Source organism: Methanoregula sp. (genome assembly GCF_028712425.1).
In the GTDB taxonomy this organism is placed as follows: domain Archaea; phylum Halobacteriota; class Methanomicrobia; order Methanomicrobiales; family Methanospirillaceae; genus Methanoregula.
This window is the reverse complement of record NZ_JAQTQD010000010.1, coordinates 16,462-35,223: the sequence shown is the minus strand read 5'-3', so window position 1 is coordinate 35,223 and position 18,762 is coordinate 16,462. Positions and strand designations below refer to the sequence as shown.

The following is an 18,762-nucleotide window of genomic DNA, read 5'->3' as shown; positions in this document are numbered from 1 at the left end:
CAAACCCGCCGGCAAGACTATTCTGATCACGGGTTGCAGGATACGATGGCTGATATGGCAGCGCGTACCTGCGGTGCCGCTATCCATACCTCTATTATCCGGTTGCGCCATGACTTCAGCAGGAGCTGAAGGACCGTTTATGCATTCTCCTGGGGAAAAAGAAAGTACGATACCCATCTTCAATGCCCGGATCGGGGTTGTCGAGAATCTTCCTGAAGTGATCAGGACTGATAATGAGTGGCGGCAGATTCTCACTCCCGAACAGTTCGAAGTGGCGAGAAAGAACGGGACTGAATATGCGTTTACCGGGAAATACCATGCCTGCAAAGAACCGGGGATCTATGCCTGTGCCTGTTGCGGTACCGACCTTTTCGATGCGAAAGCCAAGTTCGATTCCGGAACGGGCTGGCCGAGCTTTTTTTCTCCGGTATCGGAACTGAATGTAAAAACCCGGCCGGACCGTTCGGCAGGCATGGTCCGGATCGAAGTCCTCTGTGCCCGGTGCGGTGCACATCTTGGTCACGTATTCGATGACGGGCCGGCACCTGCCGGAAAACGCTACTGCATGAACTCGGCTGCGCTAATCCTGAAAAAACCGTAGCAAGGCAGAAGGCTCAGATCTCAGTCGTCTTCCCGCCGTTTCCAGACATGGACAACCCAGAGCAGGGAGACGAGCGTTGCGATCACCGTTGTTGCAACCAGCATGGGGATATACCACCACTGGGCGGCCATGGTCCCCTCCATCACCCCGCTGCCGGCAATAGTTGCGATGGTATTCGGGACCAAGGCTGCGGTGCCGAGGACCGTCAGGTATGCAGTAACGAGGGCGAACCGGTTGTTCATGGTCTGGAGCTGGTTGTTGTAGATGCTCTGCATCACCTCCAGCCCGGAGGAAAGAACATTCGACATCTGTTCGGAGAGCTCGATATGGCGGTCGATATTATCCGAGAGGATACCAACCCGCCCCAGGAGTTTCTCATCGTTTGTGATCAGGTCGGCATCGCCATACCGGAGCGAGTCCACCACGTCCTTTGTTGCCCAAAGAACGTTCAGGTAGTCGATTAAGACATGTTTCATCCGGTAAATATCATGGGCAACCTTCTTCTTGGCTACCTTCTCCTCGATCAGGGATTTGCTGATCGTGTCCCCGTGCATCTCGATCTCGCGTAAATACTCGAAGTTACGGTCATTGTTCTCGTCAATGATCCGTTCGAGTGTGAGGGTGATCTTGTCCGGGGTATTCTCAGCAGCCACCCGCTTGAAGAACTGTTGTGCATAACGCGAGAACCGGAGCAGCCGGTTGATCTGGTCGGAGTGGACGGTGAGGACGAGGTTGTCGCGGATCAGGATAAACAACGGGTGGATGGTCATTCTCTCGCCTTTGACCGTGACCGACGGCAGCATGATCCCAAGTTCCGTATCGTAGTCCTCGTACGCAGAATAGAACCCGTGGGTCAGTTTGGGGACCGGGACTTTGGTGAAGCCGGCCAGCTGGGCCAGCTTCTCGATCTCCTTGTCCTCGTCATGGATGCTGCAGTCGATCCATGCGATGCTGGCATCCCGGACTGCGGTAAAGTATTCTTCGACCTTAAGGTCCACCAGTCTCTCGATCCTGCCGTCGGGATGCAAAAGGATACAGAAGCTTAACGGGACCGTGACCGGGCCTGATGATGTCTGCTGGGTGTTGTGCATCTTCATGGTATCACCGTGTATTCCATGAGCCCGGCTTTTGATCCGGGTGGTTAACCGGGTAATTGAAACCGGATGCGTATATAGATAGCCACCGGAGCATCATCAGCTTCGGCGCCCGGGACACACGAATCGATTTTTGTGCGTTCTCATGATTCCCGGTTCTTGGACGGCCGGAAAAATCGGAACCCCTATATCGATCTCCGCAACAGGTATTCTCATAAAATTATCGTCGGTTTTTCTTGTCAGTTGTGTGTTGCTGATTGCCGTCCTGATCCTCCCCGTTTCCGGTGCCGAAACAACCGGGGATGCATCCGGCAATGAAGCCCCGGTATCCGCCGTTCCGTATATTTCTGCCACAGCCACCCCTGCAAAAGCGACCATCGGGGAACCTGTCACGATAAGCGGAGTGGCAACCGGAGGGAACCTCACCAGCGGCGTGCAGATATGGGTATTTGCCGGTAATTATGTCAATGTCAGCACCGTTCCGGTCACCAGTGACGGCACGTATTCCGCAGTATACCAGACAACCGGACTTCCCGCTGCACTGTATTATGTCATTGTGCAGAGTCCGGGTAAGGATGGTTCTCTGAATATCCTCATGGAAACAACCGGCCAGTTCTCCGGGCAGGTTATGAACACCATGACGGGAAAACCTGTCTTCACATTCACGGGCACCGGCAGTGTCCAGGACTCTGCAGCAGCCCAGGCCCTCTCTGATGCTTTCAACCAGTCAGGTGTTGATGATATCTACTCCAAGTGTACCTTCCAGCTGGTTGCAGCCGGAACTGCTGCTCCGGCGAGCACTCCTGCTCTGCCAGCGCCTGTCACCACAACGAAAAAATCTCCGGTAACGCTAGTTACAGTAATTGCTGCAATCAGCCTTCTTGGGATCGCTGTTGTGCAGCGTTCCCGGAAATAACCCTTTTTCCGGCGTGCCCGGCTTTTTCCCACGGTTTTTTATAAGATTCCCTCATAGCAGTCAGTAACAAAGGGAGATAGAAATGAACATTGTATTAAGGGGAATACTCACCCTGATTTTTCTTGCAGGAATATGCATTATCCCTGCCATGGCCGATACAGCATCCGAAGAAGGGGGGCAGGGATGGTATGTCATCCACTGCAATGTTGAGTGGGCCAAGGTCTATCTCGATGACAAATATGTCGGCGAGACTACCCTGGGAGCCCTGACGGTGCAGGTGCCTGCAGGCTCGAGTTACCAGAAAATCCGCGTCCAGAAGCACGGGTACGCGACATTCACCGATTCTCTCGTGAAATCGCCGTTACAGGATGAGATTGTGCACGTGTATACAGCCATCAGCCCGCTCCCGGAAACGACCGAGGCCGTGGATGGCGGAGATATGGGCTGGTATGTTGTCCACTGCAATATCGAGGGGGCGACCGTCTTTTTTGACGGATTGAACAAGGGGGAGATCACGCGGGGTGTTGTCTATGTTCCGGTCTATAGTACCGCGACGCCGTACCGCGAATTCACCGTGAAGAAAGATGGCTATTTCAGCTACACCGGATCAGTCCCCACGGTTCCCGGGAAAGGGGAGACCTTTGACCTCTACGCCACCCTCAACCCGACCACAGCTCCGTCCCCCGGTTCGACAATCGGCGGGGATATCGGGTATTACAAGGTGAATGGTAATGTCGATGGTGCCACGGTGTTTTTCGATAAAGATGAGAAAGGAACGATAGAACAGGGCAGTCTCCTTGTGCAGGTCTATGTTACCGGCACACCCTACAAGACGTTTACCGTTACGAAGAGCGGATACCTCCCCTACACGGGGAGTATCGAACGGTATCCCGTGAAAGGCGAGACTGTCAACCTGTATGCAACGTTGGCAACCGACCTTTCGGCACCGTCATCATCCGAAACAACGCCGGTCCAAAAATCATCTCTTCTTGTCTGGGCCACCGGGATTGCGCTGATGATTGCCGCGATTGCCGTTTCACGGGCCCAAAAATAAACTTTTTTGATCATTCCAGGGTACGACGGTACGATGCAATCCCGAGGATGAACATCGCGCCGGAGAACAGCAGGAGTGCGATAAGGTCGATACCGATCACGTCGATCCCCTGCCCCCGGAGTATGATCCCCCTGAGTGCGTCAATCCCGTAATATTCGGGATTGATCACGGTTATCCAGCGCAGCCACTCCGGCATGCCGATGATCGGGTAGAAGGCACCTGAGGTCATGAACAGGACCAGGTTGAGGAATGCTACAACGGAAGCATATTCCTGCTGCGCGGAGAACCGCGAGGCAAACGAGACAACGAGACTGGTAACCCCGATACAGGCGATAAGGATGACCAGCATTGCCAGAAGGAACTGCCCGATGCTGTGGATCATGATTCCCGTGATGAGGATATCGATGAAGAAGATGGCAAAACCGGCGATGAATGCCCGGATTGTCCCGCTACAAATGATGCCGGCAATGATGCTCGTCCGCTGGACCGGTGTGACCAGGTACCCCTCGTGGATACCTGCTTCCCGGTCACGGATCAACGCAATCCCCCCTCCGAACATCGTTGACGTGAAGATCCCCATCATGATGACCCCCACGCCAAAAAACTGGATATACTTGATATCCCCGTAGATCTTGTTGACCATGACCGGATTGTCTGCATGGAGTCTGGCAAGGACTTTCATGACTGCGGACTCGACAAGCGCTGGGGTGACTGAGTCCGAACTGTCTACGTACAAGCGGACAGCATGGTCATTGGAGATGTCGGAAGGGACGACAACGACTGCCGACACCCTCCCTTTTGTGAGATCCTCTTTTGCGGCAGCCTCGTCATTGTATGTACGGACATCGATGAGTTTCGGGCCGTCTTTCTGGATGATATGGTTGAGCTCGTAGCTCATGTCGGTGAACAGGGTTGTCGGGGCGTAGGGCGGCCCTTCCTGGACAACTGCCACGGGGATGTGGCTGATAGTCCCCCCCATTGCGTTGCCAAAGATCACCAGGTACATGATCGGCATCATGAGGGTCATGATGACGACAAAGGGATTGCTTAAGAATTTCTTGAAATCCCTGTTGAAGATGGCAAGCGCCCCGCGGATCATGGGAATCTCCCCCTGCCTTTTACGCCCCCGGTATCCCCGCTGTCGGCACCCAGGGCACTACCGGTGAGATAGATGAAGATATCCTCAAGCGAGGGCGAATGGATTGAGATGGAATTCATCGGGAGGGAATACTGTTCAATGAGGGTAACAAGCGCGGGAAGGATCCGGCTCCCCTCCTTTGCAGAGAGGGTAAGGACGCTGTTGTTGATCTCTGCGGCACTGACATGCGGGTTTGCGCGGATCAACGGCAGGATCCGGTCATCCGTTGCATCGAGCCCGATTGTGATGAGATCCCCTTCGGGGACCATCTTTTTTAAGTTCTCCAGGGTGTCGAGGGCAATCAGGCGCCCCCTGTCGATGAATGCGATCCGGTTGCAGAGTTTCTCTGCCTCTTCCATATAGTGGGTGGTGAGGATGATGGTGGTCTCTTCCCGGTTTAATTCTTCAATCTGCTGCCAGACCTCACGGCGTGCTTCCGGGTCGAGACCGATGGTGGGTTCGTCAAGGAAGAGGATGAGCGGCCGGTGGATAAATGCCCTGACAATCTCAAGTTTCCTGCGCATCCCTCCTGAGAACGTGCCCGCCCTCATGTATGCCCGGTCGGAAAGACCGGTCATTTCGAGGAGTTCCCAGATCCGTTTATCGAGAATGTCCTCGGGGACATCGACAAGTTTCCCGTAAAAATCGAGGTTGTCGTAGGCAGTCAGTTCCATGTCGAGCGTGCTGTTCTGGGGGCATACGCCGATGATACTGCGGACTTTTTCCGGCTGCTTTATGATATCGTACTGATCGAGAACCGCAGTCCCGGAGGTGGGTGCAAGAAGCGTGGTCAGGATCCGGATCAGGGTGCTCTTCCCGGCACCATTCGGACCGAGGAGACCGAAGATCTCCCCGCGTGCAACGGAGAATGAGACGTCATCCACTGCAGTGACGGACTTGTGTTTGTTTTTAAAGACCTTCATAAGGTGGTCGATGCGGATCACTTCGTGTCCGGAGTCATGGGATGTCATGCCGCTGCTCCCGAAAAATGATCCTGCCCTGGCATATCAATCCATCCGTGAGATGATCTTCCGTATCGTGGAAAGCGAGGATGCGAGTTCTTCAAGGTCCCGAGAATCAAGGGTGGCGAGGAGTTCCCTGAGGGTGTCCCGGTAGTGCGATGCAGCCTGTTTGAGGTGTCGTGCACCCTTCTGGGTTATCGAGATGTTGACGATCCGGCGGTCTTTTGGGTCGCGAAGGCGTTCAACATACCCATCCCGGATCAGCAGATCGACAAGCACTGTCATATAGGGTTTTGAGATATAGAGCCGTTTTCCGAGTTCAGACATGGACAGGGGGGATTTTTCCCGTAAAAGGACCCCAAGCGTCCGGTATTGTGCGACCTGCATGCCGCTGACCCCCTGCTGCAGCCTGAATATTTTATTGTGGTAGAAGGGCAGGAGTGCGATGAGGTCGTCGGATATCTTCTCCCTGACTCGCTCGTCCATGATGCGGGTATAGGTATTACGGGATTAATAGTTTTACTATTGAACTGTTTACTTATTGAACAAAATGCAGGCATTCTCCCCGAAACCGGCAAGAGTGTTCCAACAGTAGACGGCAGCTGCATGGATGTCTGGGGGCTGTCGCAAGCCTTTATCATCTCCATGGTTGTTCATTATTGCAGATACGAAAAACATCCCATACAGGAGAGAGACCTATGATAACGCTCCGGTTTTACCGGATTTATGATATTGGCAAAGAGATCGATCTCGACTGGCTCGAGAAGGCGCTTGCCCAGAACTATTTTACTGCACGGACGAGTTTTGTCCGGGTCAAACCCAAATCTATCATGATCGAGGATCCGCCTCTCATGATCCAGATGCACCCGATCCGGGTGGAGCGGGACGGCAGGCCGTTTGAGTTTTCTGTCGTCGCCCGCGTATACGCTATCGGTGCCATCAGTTTCTGTTTTATCTACGATAACCCGGATGCCGGGATCAGCCAACTGGAAGAGATTGCCTTCCTGTTTGCCGGTCAGGAGGGGCTTTCAGACTTTTACGTCCAGTACCTCAAGACACTTGGAGAGATCATCCGCCCTCATATCAAGGGATTTGCCATCAACCCGGATTTTTACGAGGACTATTCTGTCTATGTGACCGACAAGCGGGATGATTCCATTGACCCGGTCGCGCTCCTGCTGGGAGAGAAGACCAACATCTCCCCCCAGATGCGCGAGGAGATAATCAGGAACTCCCTCAGTTACACGACTGATGATCTCGCAATCCTCTCTTGGGATTCAGCCCTGCTCTGCAACCCGGAAAACCCGACGGACCTCATCGACCTCATCGAGTTTGCAAACGTGCAGGTGCTGGAACTCCGGTATTATGACCGTGAGCTTGCCCGGGAGATGGAGAAGATGTATGACGATATTGAGCACGCGGACCGGATGTCCCCGTTCTTCCGGAGCCGGCAATACCATGCCATCATGGCCAAGCTGATGGAGAGCTCGGCCGAAATATCGGAGATCATCGAGAAGGTCGAGAACCTGATCAAGGTCACCGAGGATGTGTACTATGCCCGGGTCTATGCCACGGCGCTCAAAGTCCTCCGGAGCGGCCAGTGGAGCGAGAACGTCAGCAGGAAGATGCGGGTGATCAAGGAAAATTACTCGATGCTCTCTGACGAGGTACGGATCCAGCATTCCAACTCCCTGGAATGGATCGTCATCATCCTGATTGCCCTTGAGATCCTGCTTGTGGTCTGGGAAAATATCCTGCATTAACGCCTGGAGGAATGCGTCCTGCCATTCGAATGCTTCCAGTGCGGGGAGTGCTGCAGTTATCTTGGTGATGTCCATACCATCAGAGAGGAGTACGGGGATTACAAGTTCCTCGTCCACAACAACTATACCGGGGAAAATACACCAGTCACGATAGACCCCGACAAACACGATCTATTCGATGACAAAAGTATCTTTGAAAAACTCCCGCACACCTGCCCGTTCTTCCGTCACCAGCCCGGGACAGAGAAGGCCTGGTGCACGGTGCACCTGACCCGTCCCGAGATCTGCCGGGACTACGGGTGCTGGCGGCTCCTGATCCTCGACCACCGGGGGAGCAGGGTTGGCAGGATCCAGAATGCCCGGACCCTTCTCTCCGATAATGCCAGTCTCAACAATCTCTGGGAGAGTTGTGTTGAGGAGCACCGGGAGCCGGATGACCGGAAATGGGAGGATGCGATGATGCGGATCCTCAGGAATGCCGGGTACTCGGTCCGGAGATAGGACATTTCACTTTCTCCTCGCGCACCAACCCTCTTAAAAGCACCCCCGGTCCTAATGTTATTATCCTATGATCGGGAAAGGTGCCTACCTCCGGCAACTGACGGCATCGACCATACCGATGAAATCGGTTGCCATGGGTAAGGAGATCGAAGGCAGTACCCCACCATCTGTTTTTATCGGGAGCTGGAACTTCCCGGATGTCTTTGCTGGCCCCATGGTCGTGCCTGAGCATGGGGACACGATGGTCATGGACATGCCCGAAGCATGGATACCAGGAAACCATACGCAGGAAGAGATCATCGGGTACCGGATGAACCTCATCCGGGGGAAACAGCAGGTGAATGCAGCGGATCTCGATAACCGTTATATCGGAAAACTCCAGGAGATCTCGCTTTCTCAAGCATCGCTTGAGAGCGAGGTTTCCTTCACTGCCACGCCGCAGGGCCAGTCATTTTCCGAAGAGCACACGCCGTTCGGGCCGAGTGCGGGGATCGAGCGATTCGATGTCGAACCTGGGCGGTGGAACCCGAAACTGGAACGTACGTTCTATGATACGGAGCTCCGGGCGGCAGATGCCGTGGTGGACCTGCACAAAAACGGGGTGCCGTTCTCCAGTATCCAGAAAGCATTCTCTGTCGGGATAATGGGCCAGGGGAGGGCACGACACCTTGTCCCGACCCGGTGGTCGATCACGGCGTGCGACACCATCATCGGCGACCGGCTTCTCTCTGGTGTGAAAAAAAATCCCGTGATCGACACCTGGAAGGTGCACGAGTTTTCGAGTCTCAACAACCATTATGCCGTCATCCTGATGCCGACAGCCTGGCAGTACGAATGGTCGGAGGCATTCCTTCATGTGCTGGGAAATGAGGAACTGGTTTTTTCCGATCACGAGAGCACGAAGAAAAAGACTACCTACTCCCCTCTCGGGGGCTGCTACTACTCCTGCAAGATGGCGGTGCTCGAAGCACTTGCCCGTGAGGGAAAACAGGCGGGAGCGATCATTTTACGGGAGGCAAGGAAGGGGTATGTCCCGATGGGAGTCTTCAATGTCAGGGAGAATGTCCGGAGCGCGATGCAGCAGGCCCCCACAGAGTTTGAGGGGATTCGTCCGGCACTCCGGTACCTGACGGATAAATTCATGCTGCCGGTGAGCCGGTTCATCGAGGAAGGGCCGCTCCTGCAATCGGCAATCCGCGAGAGGCAGTGCCGGCTCGGTGATTTCCTCTCTCTCGGTGGGTGAGGGTGCTGTATGGTGCTTGTGTCGCAGTCACGGGAAACAGGCTACAGGTTACCAGAAACAATACCCGGTGGAGCAGGAATTCCTGATACCCCCGGCGGTCAGATCATTCTCCACCTCGACATGGACAGTTTTTACGCATCCGTGGAGGAACGGAAACAACCGGAACTGGCGGGAAAACCTGTTGTCATCGGGGCGGATCCCAAACAGGGAAAAGGACGCGGGGTTGTTTCGACCTGTTCCTACGAAGCGCGGAAGTACGGCATCCGTTCAGCCATGCCGATATCCCAGGCGTACGTCCTTTGCCCCCATGCCGTCTTCCTCCCCCCGGATTTTCCCGCATATATCCAGGCATCGGCGGCCGTGATGGCGATCCTCAGGTCGTACGGTTTCCGGATGGAACAGGTGAGCATCGATGAAGCCTTCCTCGATATCAGCCACCTGGGTGGCTTTGAGACTGCGCAGGCCTTCGCTATGGAAGTCCGGGAGTGTATCCGCAAGCGGCTGGGCCTCTCGTGTTCTATCGGCATTGCCCCTTCGCGGACCATTGCCAAGATTGCCTCGGATTTCCGGAAACCTGGCGGGCTTACCATGGTAACGCCATCCGCAGCGAGGGACTTCCTTTCCCCGCTTCCCGTACGGAGGATCCCGGGAGTAGGAAAGAAAGCGGAGGCGATGCTCTTCGAGATGGGAATCCGGACGATCGGCGACCTTGCACAGCAGGATGTCCAGGTCCTGATCGGCAGGTTCGGACGAAGTGTCGTCTCTCTCCACCAGCTTGCCTGCGGGATCGACAGCACCGGAGTACCGGAAGGATCGGGTGAGGCCAAATCAATCTCACGGGAGACAACCTTCGAAACCGATACGGACGACAGGGAGCATCTTCTCTCCGTAATCGATGAACTTGTGAGGTGTGTTGGCGAAAGCCTTGCTTCCGAGGGGCTCCGCTTACGGACGCTCACGCTGAAAATCCGGTATTCCGGGTTCATCACGCGGAACAGGGGACGAAGCTTCTCCCGTGGTACGGATAACCCAGCTGCAATGAAGTCACTGGCCCATGCCCTCTTCCGCGAAGAATATCAGGGCGGGACAGTCCGGCTTATCGGCATCCGGCTATCATCTTTCGAAAAGAGAGATGCATCCCAGGCCACGTTACCGCTCTGATCCTGCAGGGGAGACAGGTACGGCTGCGTTCATGAACACTTGTTCCACGTCCTCTGGCTCGACCGTGAAGGCATCGATTCCCTGCACCAGTGCCCGAACATCCGGGCAGGGGAGGTTTACCCGGCAGCCTGCCGAGTCCAGGATCTCCTCTGCAAGACGGTATGCAGTCCTCCTGTTTCCCTCCCTGAAGGCAGGGTATGCGCACAGGGACCAGAATGCAAGCGCCGCCCGGGAGAACGGGTCGTCTGTCAGGTTGGCCTGGAAGACCAGCTGGTGCAGGTTCCCTTCGGAGATGTTCCGGAGATCGGCCTGTGCATCTGTAAGTACATTCCTGTGTAGGATGACAATCAACTCCAGTGACACGTCCTGCATCCCTGCACCTTCCCATTCAGCCTGTACGGGTACGCAGTGGCAGCTCTTGAAACCGCTGTTGATAGCGGAGGGGGGTCTTCCGCTGCATATCTGGCATGGGGAGTACCCACCCCTCCCCCGGTACGAGGGGTCCCCCCTCCCGCCATTTCAAAACCCGCAGAACAGGGCCCCTACCCCCTCCTGCTACTAAGGGTGGGGTAGGGAGGGGTCCCTGGCGCTGGTTCCGGCCCGGAAAAACCGGAGGGGTGGGACCCCCTCCCTTTGCGGATGGAGGGTATTATTACGTGCCAGGGCCCGTATGTGGTGCCTGGCAACACAAATCCAAATGTTCATATCGGCACGGGCATGACGCTTACCATTCCTGAGGCGATCCCCTATGACGTACATGGACCTTGCGATCTTCGATCAGATGACGGATGCAGAAAAACACCAGTACCTGGAGTTTTTGCTCTGGCACTATCGTGTCGTGGACGCATTCTGGTTCATCAATATCTCCGACACCTATGGCCAGGAGGTTGCAGAGAAGGTCAACGAGCAGGTCTGGGGAAGGGTGGCTGGCATGGCCGCAAAAGACATTGTCCACCGCTTCGGCATCACTGAAAAGGGGCTTTCCGGTTTTGTCCGGGCACTCCGGCATTTCCCGTGGGCAATGATCGTCGGGTATGAAATCGAGGAGAGAAAGGACGAGGTGGTAATCTCGGTCCCCTCGTGCCCGACTCAGGAAGCCCGGCTGCGCCGGGGCCAGGGGGAGTACGTCTGCCGGGATATGCACCGGGCGGAGTTCACCAGTTTTGCCCGGGAGATCGATCCCGCGATCCGGGTGGAGTGTCTCTTTGCACCTCCCGATCCGCATCCGCCGGATATGTTCTGCAAATGGCGGTTCACTCTTGATACGTCTCCCGGGAGCTGATCGCGATCGATCCCCTCACGGCCCTGGCAGGTCTTTATCTCGGCCTGAACCTTATCGCGGCTTTGGCCTTTGCATACGATAAATCCCGGGCAAAACGGAATGCATGGAGGACAAGCGAGGGTGTCCTCCTTGTACTGGCCTTTCTCGGGCCGTTCGGCGCGTTTCTCTCCATGCAGGTATTCCGCCACAAGACCCGGAAACTCAAATTTTTCCTTGTCCCCGTCTTTCTGGCCATCCATGGGTCTTTCATCCTGTACCTTCTCCTGATCCTACGGCTTTAATACCGGGATTTTCCATACTCTCTTGAATGCGGACCAACAGGCACCAGTACTTCCTCGACCTTGCCACGCGGTGTGCCCACCAGGGTACCTGCCTCCGAAGAAACTTTGGGGCGATCATCGTCGACGAATACAATACTATCGTCTCCACGGGGTATACCGGGGCACCCCGGAAGCAGATGGACTGCACGGAGCTGAACCGCTGCTGGAGAAAAGAGCACAATATCCCGTCGGGCTCGAACTATGAACGCTGCCGGAGCGTCCACGCAGAGATGAACGCGCTCCTCCAGGCAGGAAAACACGCACGGGGATGCACGCTCTACCTCTCGGGATTCGATGTCGAGACAGACGAGACCACGCAGATCTGGCCCTGTTTCCTCTGCTCGAAGATGATCGTCAACACCGGGATCGCAAATGTAATCATGCGGACCGGGCCGGACACGTACAAAGAGATGGATCCGATGGTTTTGTACCAGATGCGGAGCCGCGAGTCTCTCGGCGACGACAACAAGTAACTTTTTGGATCTTCTTCCGGCCTGTCAGGTATGTCCCCTGCGGATCTCGTTATAGAGCGAGACCAAGGAGAGGCTGATCAGGTTCATCGTGGTTGCACCATACCAGAGCCAGGACTCCGCAGGAGTGAGCGTTGCAATCCACCCGGTCCAGAGCATGGCGCAGATGATCGCGAATGTCAGCAGGGTATCGAAAGCGAGGAAAACAAGAGGCATCCTGAAGATGCGCCCGAGCTGGGCAATGGTGCAGAATTCGAACGGTGCATCGCGGTGGAGCAGGTCGAACAGGGAGCGCCCTGTATTCATCAGGAGGTCTGCAAATGCCCAGACCGTTACCGCGAGTGCCAGGAATGCAAGGATGCCTCCGCCCGGCGAGAGGTGGCGCAGGGCACTGATCCCAAAGAGGATTTTGAAGATGCAGAATGGGATGCCGATGGTCAGGCTGAGAAAGAACGGGCGGATAAAGAACCGCTGGATGGCATCCATTTCCGGGCAGTCAGTGCCGTTTGTTGTACAGGAATTATCGGTCATGTTCAGGCCAGCAGGGATGTTCTCTTTTGAGAGGGCATCCTTTGAGTCAGGGGTGATGGCGGACATCCCGCACCGCAAGACAGGCCCCCGCGGCAGCGGCAAGTACCATCCCTACAGCTGCGAGCGGTGATTTTTGTGTCGGCTGCGGGGTGACGGGGATTTCAGGGATCGTTTCTGTTGGGACGATATCCGTTGTGACCGGAAGGAGGGTTGTGGGGACCGGTGTAGATACCATTGTATAGGTTACGGTATGTGCGGGGATTGCCACGGTTGCCGCCGGCGTATTGATCATCGGGCGGGCTGTACGGCTGTAGACGGTCTGTTCGACCCGGAAATTCTCGCTCTCGGGTGCTCCGGGATTCTCCACTTTTACCGAATATGAGCGGAGCCCGGTATAGATCGAAGTCCGGAATTCGACAATGATCTGCCCCCGTTCATCGGTTGTTGCCTGCGCGTAATAATTCGTGGCGGACATGACCGGCGATGAAGGGGCTACGTCATCGAGGATCGTTTTTCCGCCGCCATTATTGTACTGGTACGATCCAATCGTGTACGGGCCGCCGTCGGGATCTTTTACTATGCCTTCAGTATCTGAGATAATTGGCGGTTGATCATAGTGTTCCCCGGTCATGGTCGATGTTCTGGTGAGCCAGATGTAATACGCTGTATTCGGGTGGCCGGTGATGGTAATGGTGAACCGGCTCCCCCGTGTCAGTGAGTCGCTTACGGACTGTTCCGATGATTGCAGTCCTGATACCGGAAGTACCAGGATAATGATGCAGATGAAAAGGATCAGTGATGTACCCAGGGATATATGGTACCGGTGTTTCCCGCGCATAGAAACCAAACCTCGAACAGGGTGCCTGTTCTCTTTAGCAATGCTTTTTTCTCGTGTTATTAAAAGGATACGGAATCTGTATCAGGAGCGTAGATCCACCCCCGGCGGGCTCCAAAGAACGGTATCCCCTGACCAGAATCCCTATATTGTGCAAGACCTATCTCCTCCTTGTGGTAAAGGATGAGCGGAGCGGTTGAGTTCAGGGTAGTGAAGATCCACAAGCCCGAAGACGTGAACATGGTTCTCGGGCAGTCCCATTTTATCAAGACCGTTGAAGATATCAGCGAGGTGGTTGTCGGGGGAGTCCCGGGGGCACGGTTTGGTCTTGCTTTTTGCGAAGCATCCGGTGATTGCCTCATTCGTCTCGATGGCAATGATACAGACCTGATCGCCATTGCCCGCGATAATGCCCGGGTCATCGGGGCGGGCCATAGCTTCATTCTCTTCCTGCGGGACTGCTTCCCGATCAATGTCCTCAATGCGATCAAACAGGTCCAGGAAGTCTGCACCATCTACTGCGCAACGGCAAATGCTGCCGAAGTGATTGTTGCAGAATCTGCGCAGGGCAGGGGGATCATGGGTGTAATCGACGGGGAGAAACCGCGGGGAGTCGAGGATCCCGGTGCCGTGACCGAAAGAAAGGAATTCCTCCGGAAACTGGGCTATAAACGGGATTAGTATATCAGTATGATGCTCCGCCCAGCACAGGGTAATCCTTATAACCCTTTTTTGCCTCTATGCAAAACGGAGCGAAAATTCACGAGAAAAAAAACCGGCCTATGGCCCAGTTTTGGAAAAACGGTTTTTCTCCTCGGCTTTCCGGGTAATCCGGCTGTTTGATCATCCTTTTATACCCCTTTTCTTCCACTGGAGAACCTCTGTTATTCGTGCCAATCATGAAAATGCCGGTTTTCCTGCGGTATTTATAAACCCCCGCTGCGCGCGGAAAAATAGGATTCCTGCACACGAAATGAAGGTGCTTTCCATTCAAATGGATCCTTTCCCTGTCTGTGAAAGAAACGGCATGGTATGATGAAAACCTTAACAGGCTCACAGCTGGATACGTAGAAACGTGAAGAGACACTACCCCTTCCTGATATCCATTCCCCATGGGGGTACAGATGTCCCTCCAGAACTAAACGGGCGATTGCAGCTCAGTAAGAAAGACATTCACTATTACAGCGATCCGCGTACTAAGGAATTGTTTTCGTTTGGTGACAAAACTGCAGCCCTGATTAAAGCGGACATCTCCCGCATGGTGGTTGACCTCAACCGGCCTCCCCTGCCCCTCCCACCCCGTGACCCGGACGGCATCATCAAGATACGCACCGTTGATGGCCGGCCGGTCTACTGCGAAGGGGAGGTACCGGATCTGCCCCTGATCCACAAGCTCCTCATGGCATGGTATTTCCCCTACCACCAGAAGATTGACGAACTCATTGATGATTGCGGTGTCGCGATTGCCTTCGACTGTCACTCGATGCTCCCGCGGGGGTACGGGACACAGAAAGATGCCGGAAAAAAACGCCCGCTCATCTGCCTTGGCAACAATGGGAACCGCTGGGGGCAGGCAGGGAAGAACGGTATCACGACCTGCCCTCCGGAATGGATCCATGTGCTGGCCGAAGCGTTCCGTACTGAATTTTCCCTTACACAGGATGTGGCAATCAATAATCCGTTCTCAGGAGGATTCATTTCCAATGCCCATTACTGGAGGAAAGGTATTCCCTGGATCCAGATCGAGGTAAACCGTGCCCTTTATGATCCGGACCTGCAAGGGGATCCAAAAAAAAGCCCTGCCCGTTTCCGGGTCTTGGAACTGCGTGAGAGGATATGGCGCGTGCTGACGCAGTTTTGGGATTCCGTGGATAACAGGGCCTGAGCGACAGCTCTGTTAGTTTTTGGCCCCCTCCATCCGGATAGTGTGCTCTGCGAGACCGCCATCGCAGAATACCATGATGCGGATGGGATACCCGCGGGAGAATGCACGCATCCGGTCATCGTACACTTTCTGCACGTGCTTCAGGTGGTTTTCAGTAAAATATTCTTTCATGTATTCGAGGAAGGCGATCTCCTGATTAAGGAAGGCGTCCTCGTACTCCTTTGTCTCCCGTGCGATCGCCATTGCCTCGTCTTCTGAAATCTCTGCATCATACTCCCCATGCTGTTCCAGACCGGAGATCTGCCGCCAGTCGACAGTTCCCCAGGCATCCGGCTCGCGGTGGAGCATATACGGGTAGATCCGGCAGATAGAGAAACGATTGTCATAGATCCTGCACCGGCCGTTCTCCAAAAACCAGCAGGATCCTGCGTCATCCCCCTTTGCACGGAGGGCGTACCCGGACACATAAAACGTTCCGTTCTGGTCGCAGAACTCAGGGTCCGGTGCCGGCTCGATGGCATCTGGATCAATCCTTTTTACTGCGGCAACATCCCTGTCGAGCAGGAAGACGTGGCCATTGAATGCACGGGTACAGCACCTGGCGCAACAGGTACAGCGGAATTTGATCTCACGGATGATTCCGGCCAGTTGCTCGTGCGGGTACTCAAAGAGGCTGTTTCTCTCCTGGACAAGTGCAGCAATGCGCAAGGGTATGGGGACAAGGGAAACAGTAATCGCCTCCTGACAGTATGCCAAAGCATTTGTCAGGGCACTATATGCGTTTTTTTATGAGATCACGGATTTGGTGGCATTGGGACCCGGAGCTCATGGCAGGATCCGGACATCATAGTGCTGTTTTTCGAGCGACCTGAACGGCGAAGGCAGCGACGCAATCTCACGGGAACAGCGCTCTCTGATCACATCAGGTGTGGGCAGGGGCCGGGAGAGACCGCCATCGATGATTACCGGTTCGAGAAGACCTGGCACCAGGTCTTTTCCTGTCCGCACCACCTCGTCATAGGCAAGGATCCCATCACGGTGATGCCGCACGATCTGCCGCCGGTACGGGAACGTGGTCTTGCCCGGGCTGGTCTTGAACCGCGGCGTCCCCTCGTATTCCACCAGCTTGTAAACCATGTCGAGAAACGGTGCATCGGATGAAGTGATAAAATGGGTTCCCACGCCAAATGAATCGATCGGGACGCCGGAAGAGAGCCAGCGGTCGATGGAATACTCGTCGACATTACTGCTCACGAAAATCCGGTTCGCGGGAAGACCGGCTGCGTCAAGCCGCTCCCGCACATTGCGTGTAAGCATCCCGATATCACCACTGTCAAGCCGAACGCCGATCACCGGCACGCCCTGCCGTGCCAGCCGGATGATGGTGTCCGTACAGGCAAGGGTATCGTAGGTGTCGATAAGACAGATGGCACGGTCCGGAAATGATGACTGGTATGCCCTGAATGCCGCCTCCTCGCTGTCAAAGAGCATGACATAGGAATGCGCCATCGTGCCGACAACGGGGATGCCGTACCGCTTCCCTGCTTCGAGATTTGATGTTCCGTCAAATCCGGCAATCCAGGCTGCCCGCGCTGCGGCGATGCCCGCTTCTGTTGTGTGTGATCGCCGAAAGCCGAAGTCAACGATGCTCTTTCCCCTGCCAACGGCGGCGATCCGTGCAGCCTTCGAAGCGACAAGGGTCTCGAAATGGATACAGTTGAGGACAAGCGTTTCGAGGACCTGGGCTTCGGGAAGGGGACCTTCGACCTGGAGAAGGGGCTCGTTTGCAAAGAGAACCGTTCCTTCAGGGATCGCAGAGATTCGTCCGCTGAACCGGAACTGTTCCAGCCAGTTAAGGAAATCCCTGCTGAAGAGCCCAAGGGATCCCAGATAAGCGATATCGTCTCCCGTGAACCGGAACTGTTCCAGTTTTGTAACCAGCGTCTCAAGCCCGGCAGCGACGAGGAAATTTCTTGTAGGTGGAAGGGACCGCGTAAACAGGGAAAAGACCGCTGTACCGGTCTTCCCATGCTCCCGGTAGCTTTGGGCCATGGTGAGCTCATACAGGTCGGTAAGGAGCGCTGTTCCCATGGTTTTCCCCATTTTCCGTTTTTGCCGGCTGTGGATTTCCGACAACCGGCAGGTGTGTCCCTGATCTGTTCATTCGCAGAGATGAAAAATGCATCACACCTGTCAGGGCAGATGGTTCATAACAGGCCCTGCACTATCTGCGCACGGATACGAGCACTTAATAGCATGCGCAGGCATCACCTTGTAAAGAAAGGTGCAGGTCATGGAAGCGATCATAAAAGTACTCAGTTGCCTGATAGGATTGTTCATTTTTGTGAACGGCGTCTGGATCACCATGACCCCCCCGTTTGGCGACGAACCCCAGGGGTATGCCATCATGGCAGTCGGAATTTTTATCCCCCTGATCATGCTTTATGTAGGGCATCTCACCAAGGGATTCTCGTCACGGTAATGGAAAAAAAGTTAATTGAATGACCTGAACGGGACGTACGCATCGTAGATCTTTACTGAATCGCCGTTCGGGGTGATGACCCACACTTCTGCACGGTCATTGTTGCTGGTGGTCCCCTTGAGGGTAACCGATGACCCCACGTGGAGCGGCTGGACTATCCGACCGGTCTCAACACCGCCATCCGATCTCGTGACCTTGACATCGATCGCCGGAATGACGTTCATTCCCTTCCCGCCACGGAGCGTTGCCGTTATCTGCGGGTTGATCGCCTCGCCATTGCTGTTTACCTGGACCTCCATGCTCCAGATCTCCGGCAGCGTCTGCGTCGGGCCGGGGGTGATGGATTCCGGAACTGTCGCCACAGCCGTCGGTTCCTCGGTTGCCGCTACCGTGGTCTCAACACTGGTAGGGGCGGGTGTTGTGGCAGGAGCTGCCGGCTGGGTGCAGCCGGCCACGAGAGTGAGTACAAGACATGCTCCCAGGATGAAAGCGCTTACAACGATCTTGTTCATACCGACAGATTG

23 protein-coding genes are annotated in these 18,762 nt (G+C 55.1%); 13 read left to right on the top strand and 10 right to left on the bottom strand.

Features of this window, described 5'->3' with window-relative positions; all coding sequences use genetic code 11:
* The first annotated feature begins 139 nt into the window (after window positions 1–139).
* Window positions 140–601, top strand: coding sequence for a peptide-methionine (R)-S-oxide reductase MsrB (gene msrB / locus PHF39_RS07030; protein WP_300222168.1), 462 nt, complete (start codon window positions 140–142; stop codon window positions 599–601).
* Between the two features lie 20 nt (window positions 602–621).
* On the opposite strand, the gene PHF39_RS07025 is transcribed toward msrB, so the two are convergent.
* Window positions 622–1,698, bottom strand: coding sequence for a CorA family divalent cation transporter (locus tag PHF39_RS07025; RefSeq protein ID WP_300222165.1), 1,077 nt, complete (start codon window positions 1,696–1,698; stop codon window positions 622–624).
* 247 nt (window positions 1,699–1,945) lie between these two features.
* On the opposite strand from PHF39_RS07025, the gene PHF39_RS07020 reads away from it, so the two are divergent.
* Together PHF39_RS07020 and PHF39_RS07015 are read left to right on the top strand one after the other, a co-directional pair.
* Window positions 1,946–2,611: a hypothetical protein gene (locus PHF39_RS07020; protein ID WP_300222162.1), complete on the top strand. Its 666-nt coding sequence runs from the start codon at window positions 1,946–1,948 to the stop codon at window positions 2,609–2,611.
* A gap of 148 nt (window positions 2,612–2,759) precedes the next feature.
* Window positions 2,760–3,665 (top strand): PEGA domain-containing protein, encoded by a 906-nt coding sequence (locus PHF39_RS07015; RefSeq protein WP_300222159.1) that lies wholly within the window; start codon window positions 2,760–2,762, stop codon window positions 3,663–3,665.
* Window positions 3,666–3,675: 10 nt separating this feature from the next.
* Here the strand turns inward: PHF39_RS07015 and PHF39_RS07010 are convergent, their stop codons facing one another.
* The 3 genes from PHF39_RS07010 to PHF39_RS07000 are packed head-to-tail and all read right to left on the bottom strand — an operon-like array spanning window position 3,676 to window position 6,251.
* A complete protein-coding gene (locus PHF39_RS07010) occupies window positions 3,676–4,764 on the bottom strand; it encodes an ABC transporter permease (RefSeq protein ID WP_300222156.1) in 1,089 nt (362 codons plus the stop codon).
* The gene (locus PHF39_RS07005) at window positions 4,761–5,774 is read right to left on the bottom strand and encodes an ATP-binding cassette domain-containing protein (protein ID WP_300222153.1); all 1,014 of its coding nucleotides are present in this window, start codon (window positions 5,772–5,774) and stop codon (window positions 4,761–4,763) included. The genes PHF39_RS07010 and PHF39_RS07005 overlap by 4 nt, the downstream gene beginning before the upstream one ends.
* Before the next feature lie 36 nt (window positions 5,775–5,810).
* Window positions 5,811–6,251 (bottom strand): MarR family transcriptional regulator, encoded by a 441-nt coding sequence (locus PHF39_RS07000; RefSeq protein ID WP_300222150.1) that lies wholly within the window; start codon window positions 6,249–6,251, stop codon window positions 5,811–5,813.
* A 212-nt stretch (window positions 6,252–6,463) separates the two neighbouring features.
* On the opposite strand from PHF39_RS07000, the gene PHF39_RS06995 reads away from it, so the two are divergent.
* From PHF39_RS06995 to dinB, 4 genes are all read left to right on the top strand, one after another.
* Complete coding sequence (locus tag PHF39_RS06995; RefSeq protein ID WP_300222147.1) at window positions 6,464–7,528, top strand: hypothetical protein; 1,065 nt, start codon at window positions 6,464–6,466, stop codon at window positions 7,526–7,528.
* 3 nt (window positions 7,529–7,531) lie between these two features.
* Window positions 7,532–8,029, top strand: a complete 498-nt coding sequence (locus tag PHF39_RS06990) for a YkgJ family cysteine cluster protein (RefSeq protein ID WP_366144203.1) — start codon at window positions 7,532–7,534, stop codon at window positions 8,027–8,029.
* 67 nt (window positions 8,030–8,096) lie between these two features.
* Window positions 8,097–9,272 (top strand): hypothetical protein, encoded by a 1,176-nt coding sequence (locus tag PHF39_RS06985; protein WP_300222145.1) that lies wholly within the window; start codon window positions 8,097–8,099, stop codon window positions 9,270–9,272.
* Window positions 9,273–9,281: 9 nt separating this feature from the next.
* Window positions 9,282–10,433, top strand: a complete 1,152-nt coding sequence (dinB, locus tag PHF39_RS06980; RefSeq protein ID WP_300222142.1) for a DNA polymerase IV — start codon at window positions 9,282–9,284, stop codon at window positions 10,431–10,433.
* Here the strand turns inward: dinB and PHF39_RS06975 are convergent.
* Window positions 10,422–10,805 (bottom strand): hypothetical protein, encoded by a 384-nt coding sequence (locus PHF39_RS06975; RefSeq protein ID WP_300222140.1) that lies wholly within the window; start codon window positions 10,803–10,805, stop codon window positions 10,422–10,424. The two genes, dinB and PHF39_RS06975, sit on opposite strands and share 12 nt — an antisense overlap.
* Before the next feature lie 376 nt (window positions 10,806–11,181).
* Here PHF39_RS06975 and PHF39_RS06970 point away from each other — a divergent pair, with 376 nt between their 5' ends.
* From PHF39_RS06970 to PHF39_RS06960, 3 genes are read left to right on the top strand one after another with little or no spacing between them, the layout of a single operon-like run.
* Entirely contained in the window at window positions 11,182–11,715 is a 534-nt protein-coding gene (locus PHF39_RS06970) for a DUF6125 family protein (protein WP_300222137.1), read from the top strand.
* Window positions 11,712–11,996 carry a DUF1294 domain-containing protein gene (locus tag PHF39_RS06965; RefSeq protein ID WP_366144202.1) on the top strand — a complete coding sequence of 95 codons (285 nt, stop codon included), beginning with the start codon at window positions 11,712–11,714 and terminating at the stop codon, window positions 11,994–11,996. The genes PHF39_RS06970 and PHF39_RS06965 overlap by 4 nt, the downstream gene beginning before the upstream one ends.
* Window positions 11,997–12,022: 26 nt before the next feature.
* Window positions 12,023–12,508: a cytidine deaminase gene (locus PHF39_RS06960; protein WP_300222134.1), complete on the top strand. Its 486-nt coding sequence runs from the start codon at window positions 12,023–12,025 to the stop codon at window positions 12,506–12,508.
* A 24-nt stretch (window positions 12,509–12,532) separates the two neighbouring features.
* Here the strand turns inward: PHF39_RS06960 and PHF39_RS06955 are convergent, their stop codons facing one another.
* Window positions 12,533–13,102, bottom strand: coding sequence for a hypothetical protein (locus tag PHF39_RS06955; RefSeq protein WP_300222132.1), 570 nt, complete (start codon window positions 13,100–13,102; stop codon window positions 12,533–12,535).
* Entirely contained in the window at window positions 13,083–13,874 is a 792-nt protein-coding gene (locus PHF39_RS06950) for a hypothetical protein (protein ID WP_300222129.1), read from the bottom strand. The genes PHF39_RS06955 and PHF39_RS06950 overlap by 20 nt, the downstream gene beginning before the upstream one ends.
* Before the next feature lie 180 nt (window positions 13,875–14,054).
* Between PHF39_RS06950 and PHF39_RS06945 the strand changes: the two genes are divergently transcribed.
* Window positions 14,055–14,552 carry an adenosine-specific kinase gene (locus PHF39_RS06945; protein ID WP_300222126.1) on the top strand — a complete coding sequence of 166 codons (498 nt, stop codon included), beginning with the start codon at window positions 14,055–14,057 and terminating at the stop codon, window positions 14,550–14,552.
* Window positions 14,553–14,946: 394 nt separating this feature from the next.
* The gene (locus PHF39_RS06940) at window positions 14,947–15,756 is read left to right on the top strand and encodes an N-formylglutamate amidohydrolase (protein ID WP_300222123.1); all 810 of its coding nucleotides are present in this window, start codon (window positions 14,947–14,949) and stop codon (window positions 15,754–15,756) included.
* Between the two features lie 12 nt (window positions 15,757–15,768).
* On the opposite strand, the gene PHF39_RS06935 is transcribed toward PHF39_RS06940, so the two are convergent.
* Together PHF39_RS06935 and PHF39_RS06930 are read right to left on the bottom strand one after the other, a co-directional pair.
* Entirely contained in the window at window positions 15,769–16,512 is a 744-nt protein-coding gene (locus tag PHF39_RS06935; RefSeq protein ID WP_300222120.1) for a YkgJ family cysteine cluster protein, read from the bottom strand.
* Window positions 16,513–16,581: 69 nt separating this feature from the next.
* Window positions 16,582–17,847: a nicotinate phosphoribosyltransferase gene (locus PHF39_RS06930; RefSeq protein ID WP_300222117.1), complete on the bottom strand. Its 1,266-nt coding sequence runs from the start codon at window positions 17,845–17,847 to the stop codon at window positions 16,582–16,584.
* Window positions 17,848–18,049: 202 nt separating this feature from the next.
* Between PHF39_RS06930 and PHF39_RS06925 the strand changes: the two genes are divergently transcribed.
* The gene (locus PHF39_RS06925) at window positions 18,050–18,238 is read left to right on the top strand and encodes a hypothetical protein (protein ID WP_300222114.1); all 189 of its coding nucleotides are present in this window, start codon (window positions 18,050–18,052) and stop codon (window positions 18,236–18,238) included.
* Between the two features lie 11 nt (window positions 18,239–18,249).
* Here the strand turns inward: PHF39_RS06925 and PHF39_RS06920 are convergent, their stop codons facing one another.
* Complete coding sequence (locus PHF39_RS06920; protein WP_300222111.1) at window positions 18,250–18,750, bottom strand: hypothetical protein; 501 nt, start codon at window positions 18,748–18,750, stop codon at window positions 18,250–18,252.
* Window positions 18,751–18,762 lie beyond the last annotated feature (12 nt).

Excerpts from the sequence above, each read along its gene's own strand:
- PHF39_RS06955 (WP_300222132.1), bottom strand. The coding sequence starts at position 13,102 with ATGTCCGCCATCACCCCTGACTCAAAGGATGCCCTCTCAAAAGAGAAC.
- PHF39_RS07005 (WP_300222153.1), bottom strand. The coding sequence starts at position 5,774 with ATGACATCCCATGACTCCGGACACGAAGTGATCCGCATCGACCACCTT.
- dinB (WP_300222142.1), top strand. The coding sequence starts at position 9,282 with ATGGTGCTTGTGTCGCAGTCACGGGAAACAGGCTACAGGTTACCAGAA.
- PHF39_RS06995 (WP_300222147.1), top strand. The coding sequence starts at position 6,464 with ATGATAACGCTCCGGTTTTACCGGATTTATGATATTGGCAAAGAGATC.
- PHF39_RS06985 (WP_300222145.1), top strand. The coding sequence starts at position 8,097 with ATGATCGGGAAAGGTGCCTACCTCCGGCAACTGACGGCATCGACCATA.
- PHF39_RS06925 (WP_300222114.1), top strand. The coding sequence starts at position 18,050 with ATGGAAGCGATCATAAAAGTACTCAGTTGCCTGATAGGATTGTTCATT.
- PHF39_RS07015 (WP_300222159.1), top strand. The coding sequence starts at position 2,760 with ATGGCCGATACAGCATCCGAAGAAGGGGGGCAGGGATGGTATGTCATC.
- PHF39_RS07010 (WP_300222156.1), bottom strand. The coding sequence starts at position 4,764 with ATGATCCGCGGGGCGCTTGCCATCTTCAACAGGGATTTCAAGAAATTC.
- PHF39_RS07025 (WP_300222165.1), bottom strand. The coding sequence starts at position 1,698 with ATGAAGATGCACAACACCCAGCAGACATCATCAGGCCCGGTCACGGTC.
- PHF39_RS06950 (WP_300222129.1), bottom strand. The coding sequence starts at position 13,874 with ATGCGCGGGAAACACCGGTACCATATATCCCTGGGTACATCACTGATC.
- PHF39_RS06960 (WP_300222134.1), top strand. The coding sequence starts at position 12,023 with ATGCGGACCAACAGGCACCAGTACTTCCTCGACCTTGCCACGCGGTGT.
- PHF39_RS06975 (WP_300222140.1), bottom strand. The coding sequence starts at position 10,805 with ATGCAGGACGTGTCACTGGAGTTGATTGTCATCCTACACAGGAATGTA.
- PHF39_RS06970 (WP_300222137.1), top strand. The coding sequence starts at position 11,182 with ATGACGTACATGGACCTTGCGATCTTCGATCAGATGACGGATGCAGAA.
- PHF39_RS06930 (WP_300222117.1), bottom strand. The coding sequence starts at position 17,847 with ATGGGAACAGCGCTCCTTACCGACCTGTATGAGCTCACCATGGCCCAA.
- PHF39_RS07000 (WP_300222150.1), bottom strand. The coding sequence starts at position 6,251 with ATGGACGAGCGAGTCAGGGAGAAGATATCCGACGACCTCATCGCACTC.
- PHF39_RS06920 (WP_300222111.1), bottom strand. The coding sequence starts at position 18,750 with ATGAACAAGATCGTTGTAAGCGCTTTCATCCTGGGAGCATGTCTTGTA.
- PHF39_RS06945 (WP_300222126.1), top strand. The coding sequence starts at position 14,055 with ATGAGCGGAGCGGTTGAGTTCAGGGTAGTGAAGATCCACAAGCCCGAA.
- msrB (WP_300222168.1), top strand. The coding sequence starts at position 140 with ATGCATTCTCCTGGGGAAAAAGAAAGTACGATACCCATCTTCAATGCC.